The 18,374-nt window shown below is 41.2% G+C and carries 19 protein-coding genes and 1 tRNA gene; 15 read left to right on the plus strand and 5 right to left on the minus strand.

Annotated elements, in window-relative coordinates:
* The first annotated feature begins 229 nt into the window (after positions 1 to 229).
* The gene (locus AC1DDX_RS06605) at positions 230 to 583 is read left to right on the plus strand and encodes a hypothetical protein (protein WP_477621883.1); all 354 of its coding nucleotides are present in this window, start codon (positions 230 to 232) and stop codon (positions 581 to 583) included.
* Between the two features lie 397 nt (positions 584 to 980).
* Here AC1DDX_RS06605 and AC1DDX_RS06610 read toward each other — a convergent pair whose 3' ends face one another.
* Positions 981 to 1,610, minus strand: a complete 630-nt coding sequence (locus AC1DDX_RS06610) for a hypothetical protein (protein WP_172663611.1) — start codon at positions 1,608 to 1,610, stop codon at positions 981 to 983.
* A 466-nt stretch (positions 1,611 to 2,076) separates the two neighbouring features.
* Between AC1DDX_RS06610 and AC1DDX_RS06615 the strand changes: the two genes are divergently transcribed.
* The 5 genes from AC1DDX_RS06615 (at position 2,077) to AC1DDX_RS06635 (ending at position 5,874) form a co-directional block, all read left to right on the plus strand.
* Positions 2,077 to 2,394: an ArsR/SmtB family transcription factor gene (locus tag AC1DDX_RS06615; RefSeq protein WP_172663610.1), complete on the plus strand. Its 318-nt coding sequence runs from the start codon at positions 2,077 to 2,079 to the stop codon at positions 2,392 to 2,394.
* Positions 2,394 to 2,888, plus strand: coding sequence for an SRPBCC family protein (locus AC1DDX_RS06620; RefSeq protein WP_337714999.1), 495 nt, complete (start codon positions 2,394 to 2,396; stop codon positions 2,886 to 2,888). The genes AC1DDX_RS06615 and AC1DDX_RS06620 overlap by 1 nt, the downstream gene beginning before the upstream one ends.
* A gap of 93 nt (positions 2,889 to 2,981) precedes the next feature.
* Entirely contained in the window at positions 2,982 to 3,410 is a 429-nt protein-coding gene (locus tag AC1DDX_RS06625) for a VOC family protein (RefSeq protein WP_172663608.1), read from the plus strand.
* Between the two features lie 29 nt (positions 3,411 to 3,439).
* Positions 3,440 to 4,036 carry a hypothetical protein gene (locus AC1DDX_RS06630; RefSeq protein WP_337714997.1) on the plus strand — a complete coding sequence of 199 codons (597 nt, stop codon included), beginning with the start codon at positions 3,440 to 3,442 and terminating at the stop codon, positions 4,034 to 4,036.
* A 479-nt stretch (positions 4,037 to 4,515) separates the two neighbouring features.
* Positions 4,516 to 5,874, plus strand: a complete 1,359-nt coding sequence (locus AC1DDX_RS06635; protein WP_337714995.1) for an IPT/TIG domain-containing protein — start codon at positions 4,516 to 4,518, stop codon at positions 5,872 to 5,874.
* Between the two features lie 3 nt (positions 5,875 to 5,877).
* On the opposite strand, the gene AC1DDX_RS06640 is transcribed toward AC1DDX_RS06635, so the two are convergent.
* Together AC1DDX_RS06640 and AC1DDX_RS06645 are read right to left on the minus strand one after the other, a co-directional pair.
* Entirely contained in the window at positions 5,878 to 6,189 is a 312-nt protein-coding gene (locus AC1DDX_RS06640; protein WP_337714993.1) for a hypothetical protein, read from the minus strand.
* Between the two features lie 3 nt (positions 6,190 to 6,192).
* Positions 6,193 to 6,432 carry a hypothetical protein gene (locus tag AC1DDX_RS06645; protein WP_337714991.1) on the minus strand — a complete coding sequence of 80 codons (240 nt, stop codon included), beginning with the start codon at positions 6,430 to 6,432 and terminating at the stop codon, positions 6,193 to 6,195.
* A 104-nt stretch (positions 6,433 to 6,536) separates the two neighbouring features.
* Here AC1DDX_RS06645 and AC1DDX_RS06650 point away from each other — a divergent pair, with 104 nt between their 5' ends.
* Together AC1DDX_RS06650 and AC1DDX_RS06655 are read left to right on the plus strand one after the other, a co-directional pair.
* On the plus strand, positions 6,537 to 7,121 hold the full coding sequence (locus tag AC1DDX_RS06650; protein WP_337714988.1) for a sensor histidine kinase: 585 nt from the start codon (positions 6,537 to 6,539) through the stop codon (positions 7,119 to 7,121).
* Positions 7,118 to 7,735, plus strand: a complete 618-nt coding sequence (locus AC1DDX_RS06655) for a response regulator transcription factor (RefSeq protein ID WP_337714986.1) — start codon at positions 7,118 to 7,120, stop codon at positions 7,733 to 7,735. Before AC1DDX_RS06650 ends, AC1DDX_RS06655 begins: the two co-directional genes overlap by 4 nt.
* Before the next feature lie 474 nt (positions 7,736 to 8,209).
* On the opposite strand, the gene AC1DDX_RS06660 is transcribed toward AC1DDX_RS06655, so the two are convergent.
* A tRNA-Ser gene (locus tag AC1DDX_RS06660) sits at positions 8,210 to 8,294 on the minus strand.
* A 319-nt stretch (positions 8,295 to 8,613) separates the two neighbouring features.
* Here AC1DDX_RS06660 and AC1DDX_RS06665 point away from each other — a divergent pair.
* Positions 8,614 to 11,019: a TonB-dependent receptor gene (locus AC1DDX_RS06665; protein ID WP_337714984.1), complete on the plus strand. Its 2,406-nt coding sequence runs from the start codon at positions 8,614 to 8,616 to the stop codon at positions 11,017 to 11,019.
* Between the two features lie 54 nt (positions 11,020 to 11,073).
* Here AC1DDX_RS06665 and AC1DDX_RS06670 read toward each other — a convergent pair whose 3' ends face one another.
* Positions 11,074 to 11,490 carry an EamA family transporter gene (locus AC1DDX_RS06670; RefSeq protein WP_172663454.1) on the minus strand — a complete coding sequence of 139 codons (417 nt, stop codon included), beginning with the start codon at positions 11,488 to 11,490 and terminating at the stop codon, positions 11,074 to 11,076.
* Between the two features lie 202 nt (positions 11,491 to 11,692).
* On the opposite strand from AC1DDX_RS06670, the gene AC1DDX_RS06675 reads away from it, so the two are divergent.
* From AC1DDX_RS06675 to AC1DDX_RS06700, 6 genes are all read left to right on the plus strand, one after another.
* Complete coding sequence (locus tag AC1DDX_RS06675) at positions 11,693 to 12,067, plus strand: hypothetical protein (protein ID WP_288880147.1); 375 nt, start codon at positions 11,693 to 11,695, stop codon at positions 12,065 to 12,067.
* Positions 12,068 to 12,247: 180 nt separating this feature from the next.
* The gene (locus tag AC1DDX_RS06680; protein WP_172663452.1) at positions 12,248 to 13,492 is read left to right on the plus strand and encodes an efflux RND transporter periplasmic adaptor subunit; all 1,245 of its coding nucleotides are present in this window, start codon (positions 12,248 to 12,250) and stop codon (positions 13,490 to 13,492) included.
* A 9-nt stretch (positions 13,493 to 13,501) separates the two neighbouring features.
* Positions 13,502 to 14,968 carry a TolC family protein gene (locus AC1DDX_RS06685; protein WP_337714982.1) on the plus strand — a complete coding sequence of 489 codons (1,467 nt, stop codon included), beginning with the start codon at positions 13,502 to 13,504 and terminating at the stop codon, positions 14,966 to 14,968.
* Positions 14,969 to 15,188: 220 nt separating this feature from the next.
* Positions 15,189 to 15,857, plus strand: coding sequence for an ABC transporter ATP-binding protein (locus AC1DDX_RS06690; protein ID WP_172663451.1), 669 nt, complete (start codon positions 15,189 to 15,191; stop codon positions 15,855 to 15,857).
* A 19-nt stretch (positions 15,858 to 15,876) separates the two neighbouring features.
* Positions 15,877 to 17,127, plus strand: coding sequence for an ABC transporter permease (locus AC1DDX_RS06695; RefSeq protein ID WP_288880138.1), 1,251 nt, complete (start codon positions 15,877 to 15,879; stop codon positions 17,125 to 17,127).
* A 23-nt stretch (positions 17,128 to 17,150) separates the two neighbouring features.
* Positions 17,151 to 18,278, plus strand: coding sequence for an ABC transporter permease (locus AC1DDX_RS06700; RefSeq protein WP_477621884.1), 1,128 nt, complete (start codon positions 17,151 to 17,153; stop codon positions 18,276 to 18,278).
* The last annotated feature ends 96 nt before the right edge of the window (positions 18,279 to 18,374 follow it).

The following is an 18,374-nucleotide window of genomic DNA, read 5'->3' on the forward strand; positions in this document are numbered from 1 at the left end:
CTGTTGCCTATCATAAATCGGCATCAGCTTTAGGGGGGCTTACCCGGATTGAGGACATTGCCCCGCTGGTGGAATTTTTAGTAACAGATGGCTGGTGGATTACAGGGCAGACCATTTTTGCGAACGGAGGGTACACTACAAGATAGAGGTTTCAAGCAAAAGTCCTAAGTGATATAGGATTTTTGCTCTTGCATTTTTATTTGCCTGGATAAATCCATAACTTAAAATCATGATAATCAAAATTATAAACACCATACTCATGCTTTTTGCTGCTTACATGGGAACCAAACAAGGCTGGGCGATGTTTTCGGGTAAAACCGAAATGCTGGAACTGTTTGGCAAATGGAGCATCGGCAAGCAGGGGGTGATGGCTTTAGGTTTCTTTACGCTGTTGAGTGTTGTCCTGATGCTCATTCCTAAAACTTTCGTCTGGGGGAATTTCCTGATGGCARCAGGTATCCTGTTAATTATCTGTTTTCATTTACTGGGCAGAGATCTTAAAGGGGTGATGATTGAAGTACCTTTCTTCCTGCTGTCCTTAGTTATTATTTACCTCCAGCACCCAATGGTGAAAGTAAGCTAGGAGACAAATTATATACATGCTGGCTTTATTCACATACAATTCCAAAGATTTGGTCTTGTGCTGTTTCATGAAGTCCTGTGTATCCAAACGAACGATAAATTATGTGTCTTTTAGCGAACTATGAACCGAATACCTTGCTGAAATCTTAAGTCTTTGTTGCTCAGCACGATCACAATTTTGTCTTGCTCTTTAAGGCTCGACAATAGAGTTATTACACCATCAAATAAGGTTGTGTATTCGGCATCGAGATCGGTATAAAGGCCCCGTAGGAATTTACCATAGAATTGACCTCTTCAAGGGGTAGTGTTTTGCCTATGGGATGCAAGGTGGCCGAATTGGAGCAGAGATTTCAATATTTTATTAATTTTTTGTAAAAGGTATGAGATCAACCGCGTTTTTATCCTCCGCATTTAAAACGGCTCCATAGCGCATTTAGCTTCGTCCATATCGGTTTAGTAAGCGGTTTGGGAGATAGCTGGTAAAAAACAATTATTTGCATGCTTCCCGGGCATTTTTTGATATGGATTTTTGCATTAAGTAGTATTGGTTTCTGTGCCATATAATCGAGCATACGGATAGTTCCCTGGAAAGTATGCATGTCTCCTTTTTCTGTTTTTATCGCCCGGAGTTTGGTCTCAGTCTTGATGATTAGGGCTTTGGGAATGTTTCGCTTGGTGATGTTCCTGTCTACAAGGCCGTCATAATAGGCATTCAGGTTTTTTTGGAGGATCACTGTAGTTTGAACAGGAGCATTGTCCAGCAGCCATAGGAACGCATACGACCAATATTCAGGGCTTTTCTGGTTGCTCCAGCCTTTGGTAAACCGGATATCTTCCACACCAGTGTATGTAATGGATGGTGCGAAGTCTATTGGGATGGGAAAACGTTCGATTCCCCAGCCGTCCAGCTCAAGCTGATAGGGTGGCTTCCAGGAAGGGCCGTCAAATACTGGCTTATTTTGCGCCACTACCTTAGTACATAGGCAGTTGAGGGTCAAGGCAAAGAGATAGCAGGTAAACTTGTTCATATTTTAATTGCTTTAATAGTTTTGGGTTGGATGGTGATTGGTAGCAGACGGCCCGCCAACTCTACATGGAGACCGATGATGTTGATGAGCGAGGAATATTGGTTTTCCAAAAGGCCGCGCAGGGATAGTTTGAAATTAAGTAGAAACATCGTTGCATGGTTTGATTTCGTGATTGTGGTTTCCATTTTTATGCCACAACGTATAATATGGGGTGTAAATACAATATTTGGGTCTTTCTTGTGAATCTTTGTCCGATAGTGGACATGCGTTGTTCAGTTTTGAACAGCAGATGGCTTAAACGAATATGAAGGAACGGAAGCAAACTATTATAAAACTCATTTGGTCTTTCTCAACATGCTCTTTTAAAACTTCGATTCCTCTTCCAAAAAAACTTAAATAAATTTGCGCAACCCAAAAGTTGCGCATATATTTGCAACCTGAAGGTTGCTGATTAAATATTTGCAAAATGAAACAAGACATATTCCAAGCTATAGCCGACCCTACACGCAGGGCTATTTTGACTTTACTTGCCATTCAGGCTTTGACGCCGAATGTAATGGCAGAAAAATTTGATATGACCCGGCAGGCGGTATCAAAACATATTAAAGTGTTATACGAATGTGAATTGATAAAACCTGAGCAGACTGGCCGGGAAATTTACTATCACTTTAACGCGAAAAAAATGCAGGAATTTGATAATTGGTTAGCCCAATTCAGACAAAACTGGGAAACTCAATTTAACCAATTGGACCAATTATTAACAATAATTAAAACAAAGGAATAATGAACAACGATTTGCTATTTGATTTTAACGTTGATAAAACGGCGAAAACAGTATACATCACCAGAGAATTTAATGCCGCACAGTCTTTAGTATGGGATGCCTTTACTAAGGCTGAGCTGCTGGACCAATGGGGGGCGCCTGCGCCGATGCGTGCCAAAACCAAGTACATGGATTTTAAAGAAGGTGGACGCCGGTTTTATGCCATGATCAGCCCCGATGGGCAGGAGCGTTGGGCGGTGCAGGAATTTACTTCTATTACCCCGAAAATCAATTTTAAGATGTACAACACGTTTGCTGATAAAGACGAAAACCGTGAATTGCCGGGTTCTGAATGGGATTACAGTTTCAGCGAAAAAAACGGCATCACTAAAGTGAATATTACCATCTTTAATGAATCGTTTGAACGACTGGAGAAATTATTAGAGGGCTTCAAAATAGGCTTCATTATGACTTTGAAAAACCTCGAAGAACTGCTGGTCTCCTTACCGAAATAGATATAGGGAGAAAATGGTGGGGCACATTCGCAACGTGAATGCTTAAAACCGGAGAATACTAGTATAAAATTTAACCATTTAAATAGAATAACTATGAGAGCAATTAATCCGTGGATAAACTTCAATGGCAATGCCGAAGAAGCATTCACTTTTTACAAATCAGTTTTTGGCGGAGAGTTCGCAAAGATCATTCGTTTTAAAGATTTAGCAAGTGCTGAATTTTCGATAGCAGAACATGAGGCTAACAAAATCATGCATATTGCTTTGCCTATTGGCAAAAAGAATGTATTAATAGCCAATGACGTTCCCGAATTTATGGGACAGGTAAACGAGAACGAAAACAGATCTAAAATAGTGGTCAGTGCTGAAAGTAGAGAAGAGGCAGACCAGATATTTAGCGGCCTATCTGTAGGGGGCGAGGTTGAAGGGCCTATGGGTGACAGCCCTTGGAATACATACGCCGGAATGTTTAGAGACAAATATGGTATTGAATGGATCGTGGAATTTGATCCGAGCTTATAGCGGACAAGTTTACTTCAAAATAGTCATTTATGAAAACCTATCGCTTCCATTTTAATAATAGCCAAAAAAGTTCAACTATTCTGTTTTGGTTTTTTTCCACGTTGCTGACCCTTTCACTAACAGTCCTAACCATCGTTTTACCGTCGCATCCGAACCCACTTTTCCCGACCTGGCTATTACTGATCTCCTTGCCGTTAATGTTAATAGCTATTTACAGACTGTTTAAAGTGGTATCTGAAAGGAAGTCGACAGACATCGTTTCACTAAGTGAAGAAGGCTTTACCAGCTCCTGTTTCGGCTCTGTTTTGTTTTTAGAAATACACTCCATTCGGGTTCCTGTAAGGGAAATAGGACTATTGGGGGGGCTACAGCTCGACTATTACAAAAAAACTGAAGCTGATATGCCTTACCTGGAATTTTCGGTCACCACTCGGAATGGAAAAACATTAAAATGGATATTAAATGAGTGGGGTGGGCTTTATAATTCGAAAGAAGAGTTTTCAATTTTCTTTAATTTTCTCACAGCGCTAACCAATCATCTATATCTACTTTATCATGCTAAGGAGGAATATAACAGGTATTTAAAAATTCTTGACGAAAAAGGTTGCTGGGAAAAGCGAGGTTAAATTTCCATGCCGTCTGTTGTGAGGATACGGGTCATCTTGCTGCAGCTATTTCACCAATGGCGAAACTAAATTTGAATTGACTTACGAACGCTGGATTCATCGTCCTTTATAAAAGATGGATGTACTCCAAATTATTTGCCGGAATTCATAGCTATTGAAAGTAATAAACGAAGCCTTTAACGACTTGTGTGAGTAGTACTACAAAGAAAAGTATTTCAATGGAACAACCTATTGTGATCAGGAAGCAGCACTATCTGAGTCGCTGCTATGATTACAATACCCAAATATGGGTATTGTAGCCTATTTACTAAAGTCGTAGTTTCGTATAAGATCAATCTCGATAAAGCAATTTTATCCCCCTCTTATTGTGATGCGAACATACTGCTTTAAATGATGTTATAAATGCAAGAAGGAGGATCAAAAGCTGGGCTGATAGTTTACTTGTACTCGTGACTCAATGAGAATAAACTTTGAAAACTATGAAGAAAAAATCACGAAATTACCTGGCTATAATCGGTATAATTGTTACGGCCATTTTTACAGTGCAATGCAAAAAAAGCGCGCCCATAAATACCACTCCGATAAAGACTGTTATTACTAATATTAGTCCTTTACAGGGGATGAAGGGAACGATTGTAACGATTACAGGTGCTGGCTTTGACACCGTTCTGCGTACGACCAGTGTAAAATTTAATAGTAAATCTGCCACCATAAAGTCAATAACAGCTACCCAAATGATCGTTGTAGTACCTGAAGAAGCTACCACCGGTCAGATTACGGTAACTAATAAGGATACGGTCATCCTATTTCCTGCAAATTTTACGGTTAGATCCTTTGTTATCACTAAAATTCCGGCCGATAATGCGTTTGATGGTGCCTCTATCGTAAACATGGCTGCCGACGTCACCGGAAATGTCTATGTGAATACCAATACGGACACCGTTTTTAAAATATCCCCGGCTGGAGTTAAAAGTATGCTGACCAAAGTGGGCAACAGCAGCACTAAGTTGGGTGGCATAGCTGTAGACGGAGCAGGCAACGTTTATACGGTGGGAACTAATGATTTTAAAATATATAAAGTTACATCTGCTGGAGCAGTAAGCGTTTTTGCGGGCAGCGGCGTTTCAGGGTATGCTGATGCGCTTGGTACTGCAGCCCAGTTTACCGCTCCGGCAGGTATGACTATTGACGTTTCTGGAAATTTGTTTGTTACGGATGTTTATCGCGTTCGTAAAATTACCCCGGCAGGGCAGGTAAGTACCTTTGCGGGTAAGGCAACAGCCGGAAAAGTGGATGGCCAGGGTACCTCAGCCGCTTTTGGAAGCTATGGCAACCTGAATCATATTGCCACTGATGCCTCTGGTAATGTTTATGTAAGCGATGGTGATTATGATATCAGGGGTGTCGAGAGTAGCGCTTATTACATTCGTAAAATAACACCCGCCGGCATTGTAAGCACTATTGGGCCGATACCAAAGCAAATGGCTAGTTGGACGGGGGGCAAAGGGTCTGTAACTTTACGATTTACATCTATGCTTGCGGTAGATGTAGCCGGCAATTTATTTTTACCCGGATCGTCCTATAATAACGGCACGGTCGCATCAGGCGGCTGCTGTACATTTGGCCCGGTATTCATGGTAAACAAAGCATTAAATTCCTCAGAGTTTTACGATCTTACAGGTACGTTTTCATTTCTCACTATGAGCTATACCGGCATAACTTTCGACCCATCCGGAAATATGTACATCAGCGCCGCCGTCAACTATGGTCGCCGTATGTATGAGCCGTCAAGTATGGGCAAGACAGGGAGCTTGATTGTGAAATTTATGATCCAATAGATGTCATGTTAAAATAGGATGTAAACATAGTACCACATCAGTAAAAGTCGATTTGTTTACAAAATAAGAAAAGCCAGATAAATATAAAACTTTCCTTGCTGCCTCAACAATGTTAATAAAGGAACTGTCATTAAATACTGTTTCCAGAACGATGTCTTTTTTATCGGCTATGGCTTTTAAGGCAAGTTCTTTAGTCCGGCTTTTGTAAACATCTGTCATCAGAATTTCGAACCCCTCCAGTTCGTTCAATCTTGTTCGGATAAAAGTAGATTTGCCTGCAGCATTGCAGCCCGTGATAAAGATAAGTTCTGGCATACCTTAATTTAGCTTTTTAATAACTGTATCCTTAATCTCTTTAGGTATGCCATTAGCATCGCTTATGATTTCGATCTCTACCAGGTATTTTTCGCCTGTTGGAAGCTCTTTACACCAGTATTTGCCATATTCTTCAAATTGAGCGTAAAAGGGATTTCCCAATTCGAAGGCGCGCTGACGTCCAAGTTCATGCATGTTGCCCATGTTTTTTAAAAGGCGCTCAACAGTAGGTGTTTTTTTCATTTGAATAGTCTAGCTGGTACTTGATGATGTAAAGATACGGATTTGCAAAATAGTACGCATTATTTTGCAAAGTGTACGCGCCTGCATAAAAATCGCGAACGCGTTTGGCTAAAGATTTACACGATGGCCTGGGCGGTATGCTCTCAGGTTTAAAACACTCATTTGGACATATGCAAGGAAATTTAGTAATGACGCCGGAAAACGCAAGGGCATTTAATAGAAGTATGGATATGCTGGACAGTTCCATAAAAGAAATGCGCAGAGTGGCTCACAATATGATGCCGGAAGCCTTGGTAAAATTTGGTTTGGATACGGCTTTAAAGGATTTTTGTGCAGATATAAATCTTACTGGAGCATTGCAGGTCGATTATCAGTCTATTGGAATGGAAACGGCTAACCTTAATAATACAACAGCAATAACCATTTTTAGAATAGTGCAAGAATTGTTAAATAACACCATGAAACACGCTTCGGCTAATACTGCCATTGTGCAACTGGCTAAAAGCGACGGAATTATAACAGTAACTGTAGAAGATGATGGCAAAGGATTTAACCCGGATTTATTAACTGAAACGCGCGGAATTGGCTGGGCCAATATTAAAAATAGGGTTGATTTTTTAAAGGGAAAAATAGATGTTAAAAGCGAGCCAGAAAAGGGTACTTCGGTGTTAATTGAATTTAAGATATGAACGTTGTAAGTGTTTTAATTGTTGATGATCATTACCTGGTTATTGAAGGGGTTCGTTCGTTGCTGCAGGATGAAAAGCGTATTGAGTGGCTGGGACATGCTACTTCTACTGAATCTTGCCTGGCCTTTTTAAAGCATCACCAAGCCGATGTGATATTAATGGATATTAATTTAGGTAAAGAAAGTGAAATAGAGCTCTGTAAAATCATAAAAGAAAAGTACCCCGCTATTCATATTCTTGGTTTAAGCACCTTTAATCAGCAAAGCTTTATCAAAAAGATAATTGAAAACGGAGCATCGGGTTATGTGCTTAAGAATGCCACAAAAAACGAATTGTTAGCGGCTATTTTTACAGTGAGGATGGGAAGGTCCTATATGAGTAGTGATGCCTTTCAGCTACTCCGTGAACAGGAAAATAAAACAATTATCCTTACCCGGAGAGAAAAAGAAGTGCTGGAATTTATCGCCGACGGCCTAACCAATAACGAAATTGCGCTTAAACTTTTTGTGAGTGTAACTACAGTTGATACACACCGAAAAAACCTACTTTCTAAATTTCAGGCGCGTAACATTGCATCTTTGGTTAAAATGGCTGTGCAAACGGAACTTATCTGAAGCCTGTATTGTGCATTAGGTAAATCTTGAAGCGAAATCCACTGTCACGATAAACGCGGATTTAATGGCCAGATCTGCCGAAATGCCCACTTAGGCAACAATTAATTGCTGGGTGTAGAAGTAATAATGGCTAATATCGGGGAGAAACTGCCTGCTGATGTGATTAATGATGATATATCAGCCACATATTATTTGCATTTTTACAAATCCTTTGTAATAACTAAAAGATGTCAAGAGTAGAAGGCCAGAAAAGTACTTAATTTTTAAGTGAAATTTGCGCTTTTGACCGCTGAGGATGTCAATTGAAGGTGTTCGAATCCCTAATGCTCTTTGGGGGTTTAAGGGTCTATTTTAGCTCAAATCGTTAATACCTATCACAGGTTGTTCTTTTTTGTTGTTATATAAATCATTGATTATCAGTGTTGTGTAAAAATAAAAGCGCGTGTTCTAAAACACGCGCTTTTGTACTTACTGCGGAGAGCGAGGGATTCGAACCCCCGGACCTATGACAGTCAACAGTTTTCAAGACTGCCGCATTCGACCACTCTGCCAGCTCTCCGGCGCAAAAGTACAAACTCAAATTGATTCTACAAACTAAGATTCACATATATTTCATATTAAATTAATATGGGGAATATATAAATGCTTAATCCGTTGAAATACAACTTTTTTATAACAGTTAGCCTGAAAACAAAAGTTGAGAAGTAATATTGGATACGCATCGAAAACGATATTATCATGCCAAAATATGGTCTCGATCCGCAAAATATTGCTATTCTCGAGTCTCAGGAAAAAGAAGAATTCCTAAAGTAAAACAAAAAAGATGTGGTTCAACATTTCTTCAGATTTGAGATGCAGCTTTGGGTAAAAAGATAATCGTGTATAGATTTATTTCCCTTTTGCTTTTAATACTTCCTTTCTTTGTCAGTGCGCAGACCAGTTCAGGCGTTACCGTATCTGGAATGATCAGAGATGGCAATAAAATTGCCATTCCGTATGTGAATGTGGTTTTTAAAGCAGCTAAGGACAGCAGCTTTGTAGTTGGTACGGTTACAAACGATGAAGGTCGGTTCAGCCTGGCCGGCGTAAAAAACGGAAATTACATCTTGGAAATATCGATGGTGAGTTTTAAGACGATCAGACAGCCCTTTACAGCGGGCACATTGAGCAATTTCCTGGATCTTGGTTTAATTGAACTGGAAGAAGATGCCAAGGTCCTGAATGAGGTAAAAATCGTTGCCGGGCAATCCGATGGGGTCTCCGCTAGAATGGATAAAAAGACTTTTACTCTGGCCAATAATGCAACACAAACCGGAGGTTCAGTATTGCAGGCGATGCAAAATATTCCCGGGGTTACTATTCAGGATGGAAAAGTGCAGCTCAGGGGAAATGATAAGGTGGCCGTATTGATTGACGGGAAACAAAATGCGGTAACAGGTTTCGGCAGTCAGACGGGTTTAGACAATATCCCTGCATCTGCAATCGAAAGCATTGAAATTATCAATAACCCTTCAGCCAGGTATGATGCCAATGGGAATGCAGGAATCATTAACATCATCTATAAAAAGAACAGACAGGAAGGGTTTAATGGGAAAATAGGTCTGACCACCGGGCTGGGTGCCTTATGGATCAGGAAGGAAAACCTGCCTACCATACGTCCGCAATACCAGGCAACCCCAAAGCTGAACCCATCAGTCTCACTCAATTATCGTAAAAATAAAATGAATACTTTTTTGCAGGGCGACTGGTTGTACACCCAGACATTGAACCGAAATGATTTCGCTCAGCGTGTTTACGATGACGGAACGGTAATCAATCAGCAAGTGAAGCGGAACAGGACCACTACATTTTCTACGATTAAGACCGGAATGGACTGGAACCCGGATGATAGAAATACCTTCACACTTTCAGCTTATCTGAACAGGGAGAAGATTCTGGACAGGGGAGATATTCCCTACTTTAATAGTGATTTCTCAGTAAGGAACCGCCTTTGGCAGTTCCTCGAAGACGAGGTAAAATATACCGCGACAGCCTCAGCTTTGTACCAGCACAAATTTGTTCAGCCAGGGCATTTACTGAATGCTGGTTTCAACTATACGTTTCACAGGGAAGATGAAAAGTATTTCTTTACGAATATCATGCCCAGCTTCACAGGTGAGGATTCCTTTAAGCTGCTTTCTGACGAACATGTAGCAGATTTAAATCTGGATTATATCAGGCCTTTGAAACATGGCCGGCTGGAAGCCGGAATCAAATTTAGAAGAAGGACCATCCCCACGGATATGCAGTTCTTTCCTGGTCTGAATTCTCCTTTAGACGTAAATGCGGGTGGATGGGCCGATTATAAGGAAACCATTCCTGCAGTGTATGGTAATTATATATTTGAGAGCAATCGTTTTGAGCTGGAAGCAGGCCTGAGATTTGAATATGTAAAGGTCGAGTATGACGTGAACCCAAATCATAATACATATAGCAGTGATGGATATGACTATACGCGTCCCTTTCCCAATCTGAGATTATCTTATAAACTGAGCGATAAAAATAAGATTTCGGTATTTTACAATGAAAGGGTCGACCGTCCAAATGAAGTAGATATCCGGATCTTCCCTAAGTACGATGAACCAGAGGTGATTAAGGTAGGCAATCCCACCTTGCGTCCGCAGTTTACCAAAAGTATAGAACTGGGGCATAAACTAACATGGAATAAGGGGAGTGTATACTCTGCAATTTATCATAAGATGATTGATGCAACTATTACCAGGATTGCCACAGTGGTACCTGGTAATACCTTAATCTACAATATTTTTCAAAATGCAGGTGAAAGCCGGAATACTGGTGGGGAGATTACTTATCAGCAGGATGTGGCCACCTGGTTCTCGTTCAATACGGGTGTATCCCTATACCGAAACACGATAGATGCATTTACAATAAACAACAGATACCCTGTTCCCACACAATATACCATGCCAAGGGAGAGCATTACCTCATGGAATTCAAAGCTGAATGGGATGTTTAAATTACCTAAAAAAACAGAATTGCAATTTTCCGCCGTTTACTTGGCGCCTGATATCATTCCCCAGGGAAAAATAGGGTCGAGATTTTCAGTTGATATGGGTGTGAAAAAGCAGGTTCAAAATGGCAGGGGTGAATTATTTTTAAATGGTACCGATCTGTTCAATACGCTTAACCCAAGGAGAGAAGTGAGGGGCAATGGGTTTAGCCTCATCAGCACCGACTATCTGGAAACCCAGGTTTTTAGGCTGGGTTACAGTTATAAGTTTTAGTTCCTAAGAGCACTCTGGATCAATCCGGCATTTCCAGAAAAAGATCAATTTTTGCTATTGAAAAATGAGGATGATTGTGCCGCCAATGATCATGAGTACCGCAATTATAGTTTTGTATGTCAATGGCTCCCCAAGAAAGATAACCGATAAGATTAAGGCGATCGCAACACTGGCCTTATCTACAGGGGCTACTTGAGAGACCTTGCCCATTTGAAGGGCCTTAAAATAAAATATCCAGGACAGTCCTGTTGCCAGACCTGAGAGGATCAGAAATACCCAGTTTTGTTTGGTCAGGCCGGAAATGCCGGTCTGTCCACCTTTAAAGAAAACAATTGCCCAGGCCAATAACAGTATGACAACGGTTCTGATTGCTGTAGCCAGATTTGAATCGATACCTTTTATTCCAATTTTTGCCAGGACAGCTGTCAGCGCTGCAAAAAATGCAGAAAGTAATGCATATATCCACCACATATTTTATGCTTTGATGTTAAATATAGTTATAAGCCATTGTTTTCCGATAGCCTTAGCCTAAATCTTATTCTGTCTTGATTTTTCCAGGTCAACGGAAAATAGGCTTCAAATCCAACTTCAGAATTTCTCCTAAATTCAATGTTAGTTTTACTATGGGTAGGGCTGCATCTATAGACAATAAAAATAATCGCTACACAATCAAATGTATTCGAAAATCGGTAATCTCATCTGGAAGGAAATGAAAACACAGGGGTATACTCAGTTACAACTGACCGAGAAACTTGATGTACCTGGCCTTAAGCTTAGTCAGGTATTTAAAAGCGAAAAGATTGATGTATATCTCCTGGTGCAGATTTCCGGGGTGCTTAAAAGAAATTTTTTTCAGTACCTGGATCCTGAAGAACTGGATATCGCTTTGAATGTGGAGACGATCAAACAACTGAAAGGTAAGATCGTTGATTTAACCGAATTAAATCAACAACAGGAAGTAATTCTGCATAATTTGAATAGCCAAATCAGCCGCTTTCAGAAATTTCTTCAGCAATTGGATGAAAAAAAAAGCAAGCGTAGTGTCTGACATGTCTCTACCTCGACGCGTCCATTTGAATTTCCTATAAATCGCCCATTTCCTGTTCATTTTAAGACATACTGTCCACAATGAGACAGTTGAATTTTATAGCTTAATTGTAACTTGCTTATTTTTAGCTTGTTACTTCTGGCATTTCTATTGGAACATAGGGTTCAAATTAGTATACATATGGACCGTGAAATTTCATCCAAAGAACAAGCCAGGCGAAGAACCAGGATATACATTATCGGTAGTGTTGTTGCCCTGGCAATCGCTTTTGGGTTTATTCAATTTAGCAGTATCGTTGAGCCTGCAGTAAAAGGAAGTGCGCTCAGTACCTCAGTTGCAGAGGTAGGCAGGATGGAGGCGACCGTGCCTGCGTCAGGGATTATTACTCCCGAATATGAATTCACCATCAGCTCACCGGTAGATGCAAGGATTGAGCAGGTAATGTTTAATGCTGGCGAAAAGGTACTTGCCGGCCAATCCATTTTGCGCCTGAACAAGGAGTCAGCGTTGCTCTCCTTTGAAAAACTGAATGAGGAGCAGCATGTCAATCGTAACAAAATAAACCAATTGTCTCTGGGCCTGCAGAAAACCCTCGATGAGTTAAAGACTCAGTATTCCATTAAACAAATGAAAATCAGTAGTCTGGAAACGGCACTGGATCACGAACAATCACTCTTGGCGATTGGCGGGAGTACGGATGAAAATGTCAAACAGGCCCGCCTAACCTTAAATGTGGCACAACTCGAACTGAAGCAGATCAAAAACCAAATGGATAATCAGAAGGCAACAATGCAGGCCGATCTGAAAAGCCTGGGGTATGAAATCAACATTCGGGAGAAGGACATCAAAGGAATCAGTGATAAACTGAAAAATGCGTCCATTTCTTCGCCAAGAAACGGGGTAATCACCTGGGTCAATAGTAAGATCGGTGCAGAAATCAATGAAGGCGAAGAGTTGGTGCGTATTGCAGACCTGAGCAGTTTTAAGGTTGAAGCCAGCATCTCTGATACGTATGCTGATGAGGTTAAATCAGGTAGAACGGCTGTAGTCAGGATCGCTAAAACGGACTTGCTCGGGAATATTAGCAATGTACAGCCAGCTGTGGAGGATGGAACCGTGAAATTTTCAATTAACTTAAGCAATAAAAGTTCAAAGCTGCTCCGCTCTAACCTGAAGGTTGATGTTTTTGTCGTCACCTCTTACAAGGAGCATACCATAAGAGTTAAGAATGGCGCTGCGTTTAATGGATCCGAACAACAAAAGGTATTTGTGATTGAGGGCGACAATGCGGTGTCCCGCCAGGTGAAAGTTGGCGAAAGCAATAGCGATTATGTGGAAATTCTTTCAGGTCTTAAAGCAGGGGAAAAAGTCATCACCTCAGAGATGCAGGACTTTATTCATCTCAGTAAAGTTAAGATCAAATAGCTAAAACAAATGACACACAAAATCATGTTCAAAACCATCCTATTATTTTCAGCGATTCTCACGCCCATTCTCGGGAAAGGTCAGGGGGATAGTGATACCGTAAAATTAAAGTTGAACGATGTTATCGGTATCGCCAAAATGCATTCTACAGCAGCTGTACAGGCCGAGACCATTCGTGAAAATCAGTATTGGCAGTATAGAACATTTAAATCAAATTATAATCCACAACTTACGCTGGATGGGACTTTGCCACAATTTAGTAAAACCAATATCCCGGTGATCCAGCCAGATGGAACAGTAGAATTTAAGCCCGTGATTAACGATAATTCTCAAATCAACCTTGGCCTCACACAAAATATCAGTTTAACCGGCGGACAAGTATTCCTTGGCTCCAATGTATTGAGGTTCTCAGATTTCGACCGCAAACAAACCCGTTACAATGGGAATCCATTGATCATCGGCCTGAATCAGCCGTTGTTTGCCTTCAATTCTCTATTGTGGGATCAGAAGATCGAACCTTTGCGTTATGAAGAATCACAGAAAAAGTACAAAGAAGACATGGAAGTGGTGGGACGAGATGCCTCAGAACTGTTTTTTGGTTTGCTGATTGCCCAGATCAACAAGGATATCGCCGTTAAAAATCTGTCGAACAATGAGACCATTTACAAAATCGGTGAAGGCAAAGCAGCCCTGGGTCGGTTGTCCAAAGACGAACTGCTACGATTAAAACTGGGGGTGTTGAACGCAAGGAAAGCTGTGGCTCAGGCCAATGTGGATGCAGAAACGGCTGACCTTCAGTTAAAATCCTTTATTGGTTTTTCTGCGGATAACCAGATTAAGCTTATCCTTCCTGAACATCTGCTGACTTTTGAGGTAGATCCTGCAATTGCTGTCCAGCAGGCAAAAGATAACCGTCAGAAATCCATAGAGTTTAAACGGGCTTTGCTTGAAGCGGATAAGGACGTTGCCAAAGCACGGGGAGAAAACGGCCTGAAAGTAAACCTCTTTGGAACATTTGGATTGACCAATGTAGCGGATCGGCTTCCGGGAATATATAGCCGTGCTAAGGACCAGCAGGAAATAAGATTGGGTTTTCAGATCCCTATTCTGGACTGGGGACGTTCGGCTTCGAGAATTAAAACGGCACAGTCCAATCGCAAGTTGATAGCCGCAACCGTTAAGCAGGCACAAATAAACTTTGAGCAAGAGATCTATACCATTCTGAGACAGTTTGCGATGATCAAAGAACAAATGCAAACCAACGCAGAAGCAGATCTCACTGCAACCCAGCGCTATGAAATCGCGCAGAAAAGATACCTGCTGAACGACTTGAGCATTACCGATCTGAACATCGCTTTGCAGGAAAAGGATCAGGCACGCCGTGATTATATCTTTGCCTTAAGAAGCTTTTGGAGTGCCTACTTCAACCTTCGGCAGCTGACGCTTTATGATTTTACCACCAATAAAAAAATATAAGCCTTCTAATCAATAAATGACACCATAAAACCACAAAATCATATGAAAAACTTAATTCCTTTGCCAATAAAATGCCAGATGACCCCAAGACCAATTGATACTTATTTTGAAGGGTGAAAATGGAAAATTAGTGGTAACTTTTAGACCACCAGGAGCGGAGCTTCAATTTCTCGTCACGGAATGTAAAATCCTATAATAACAATTATTAACTCAAATCGAAATGATACAATTATCAAACATAGAAAAAGTTTACCGTACCAAAACTATCGAAACCACTGCCCTGAACCACATTAATCTTAACATTAACAAAGGGGAATTTGTAGCCATTATGGGCCCTTCTGGCTGCGGCAAAAGTACTTTACTCAACATAATGGGACTATTGGATACGCCCACTGCCGGATCCATTGCAATTGCCAATCAGCCTGTCACTTCTCTCAGCCGCAAACGCCTGGCAACCTTCCGAAATCTTAAGCTGGGTTTTATTTTTCAGAGTTATCACCTGATCAATGACCTTTCGGTTATAGACAATGTGGAGCTACCACTTTTATACCGCAAGGGTATTTCAGGTACTGAAAGGCGCAAAAGAGCTTTAGTCGCTTTGGAGAAAGTAGGATTAAGTGCCCGCACCAAGCACTACCCCAATCAGCTTTCGGGTGGACAGCGTCAGCGCGTGGCCATTGCCCGTGCTATTATTGGGGATCCCGAAATCCTGCTTGCAGATGAGCCAACCGGGAACCTCGACAGTGCTATGGGAGAAGAGGTGATGAACTTAATGCTTCATCTGAATAAAATTGATGGTACAACAATCGTTATGGTCACTCACGATGAGCAGATGGCAAAAAAAACACAGCGGATCATTCACTTTTTTGACGGCCAGCAAGTCAGTTAATCTGTATAACCTAGAAATCATGTTAAAAAATTATATAAAACTCACTTTTAAAGTTATGCTTCGCAAGAAGTATTATACCGCGCTGACCCTCGTGGGCATTAGCCTGACCCTTATGGTCATCACGGTATTCGCATCCTTTCTGGATCAGATTGTGAGTGCGAATCCGCCGGAAATTCATCGGGAAAGAACGCTGATCCTTGATAAAGTATCTGTTTATAAGGGGGATAAAAAGACAGATGCGGCACCTAGCATCAGCTTCCTTCAAAAAAATATACGAGCTTTGCAAAGCACTGAGACCATTTCCTACTTTACGACCAGAGAGTTTATTTCGTTCCTAAATGGAAAAACTGCGGGTCATATCCTTAAGTTTACCGATGAAAATTTCTGGAAGATCACGGATTTTGAATTTTTGGAAGGAAAACCCTTTAATATTATCGAGGTCAGAAAAGGTGCCCGGGTTGCCGTGATCAGTGAAAAAACAAAAGCATACTTTTTTAAGGACGGCGCTGCCCTGGGGAAGACCTTTCCGATACAAGGAATAGCTTACCAAGTGATTGGTGTAGTAAAGCCCGCAACGCCCTTCAGCAGAATTTATTCCGATGTTTATGTTCCTTACACCACTGATGTGAATACCCAGCGAACAGAAAAAGCGCTGGAAGGCACTTATAATGCGCTGCTGTTAGCAAAGACGAACGACCTGAAAAAGGTGCGTGCCGAGCTAAGAGGGATTCTAAAAAAAGCGAATCTGGTTTCGGGTGCAGATTCGGTAAAAGTGCATGCATTCACCGCTTTGGAACAATTTGCGAAAAGCAGCTCCTTTAACGATGATGAACCTGAATATGGGAAAACCGCGATTGTAATTAGTATTGTGCTGATCCTTTTTATGCTGATCCCGGCAATCAGTCTGGTGAATATTAATGTCACCAGGATTGGAGAACGGGCAGAGGAAATCGGTATCCGTAAGTCGTTCGGTGCAACTTCCGGTACCCTTGTGGGGCAACTGGTAACAGAAAACATCATCATTACCTTAATTGGTGGATTGATCGGCCTAGGCTTATCCATTTACGCCTCACAGTTGCTGGTACAGTTTATCAACACCTTTGATCCGCTATTCAAAATGCCGACCGATAGTTTTATCATCAGCTGGCGGGTGTTTGGTTTCTGTCTTTTTAGCTGTCTGTTACTTGGATTGGTCTCGGGGATTTATCCCGCCTGGAAAATGTCGCGAATGGATGTTATTTACGCATTGAAAGGAGGAAACAGCTTATGATTTTGCATTTGTTTAAAATGATAATGAACAGGAAAAAAGCGAATTTCTTCCTGTTACTACAACTATTTGTCACCTTTACCGCGCTTTTTCTTTGTTTGGGTTTGAATTTGAAAAAATTAGGTAACTATTTCAGACCATTGGGTTATCAGTACGAAGATTCCTGGTTGGTGGTACTCGATTTTCAACACCTGCCGGAGGAAAAGAAATTGGAGTTCAGCAGGCTAATCCAGCAGAAGCTTCAGGCTGTTAAAGAAATCGAGTTGGTAAGTGCCACTCAGGTAATTCCTTTTCAACAATGGGGTAATGAAGAAAAGATCACCTATAACAAACAAACCAGCAAGGCTCTGGGATTTGAGGTAGATGAGAATTATTCAACGGTACTCGGCATTAAACTAGTCGAAGGTCGATGGTTTACGGCAAAAGACTATGTGTTAAATGCCATTCCGGTGGTCCTCACTGAAGATTTAGCGGAACGGGATTTCAAACAGGGGAGCCCGATCGGAAAAACGATCCTGATTGGCGACAGGCCGGCCCTGATCGTCGGGGTATCGGAAGCGGTCAGAGAGAACACCGGAGCTGATCTGAACCCGGGATTTTTTATCCCATTGAAAACTGCTGCAACAAGTTATTTGCTTAAATCAAAAAACACGGATAATTTCCAGTTGCTGGAGGATCAGATCAGGAAAACCATCAACTCGGTTGGCATTTCGGAAATTCTGATCAGGCAGAATATTTCTTTAACGCTGGTCAAAAAATATGCACAGAAAACAGATTACATTCAGTTGAGTATTACCTTGCTGGTATTTGCATTTTTGCTGATCAATGTTTTCCTGGGAATCTCTGGCGTATTTAGTTATAACCTGTCAAAACGCAAAGCAGAAGTTGGCCTGCGGGTGACCATGGGGGCAAGCCCGGCTGATATATTGCAGCAATTTCTCCTGGAATCCATAGTGCTGACTACCTTAGGTATTTTACTGGGCTTGCTAATTGCGATTCAGATGTTAATTATGCAATATTTAGACGCCTATTATGGAACTTTAAGTATTTTGGGGGCTGCATTGTTTTTGTATTTGCTGATGTTGAGTTGCGCTTTCTATCCAAGTTTAAAAGCAGCCAGGCTGAATCCTTCGGATGCATTACATGAAGAATAAACTAATTTAATTTGTTCCTATGATTTTGATTATTGATGATGATATTGCTGTATGTGCTTCCCTAAACCTGTTGTTAAAACAGAATGGGTTTAAATC

This window comes from Pedobacter sp. 10L46_2 (genome assembly GCF_056395165.1).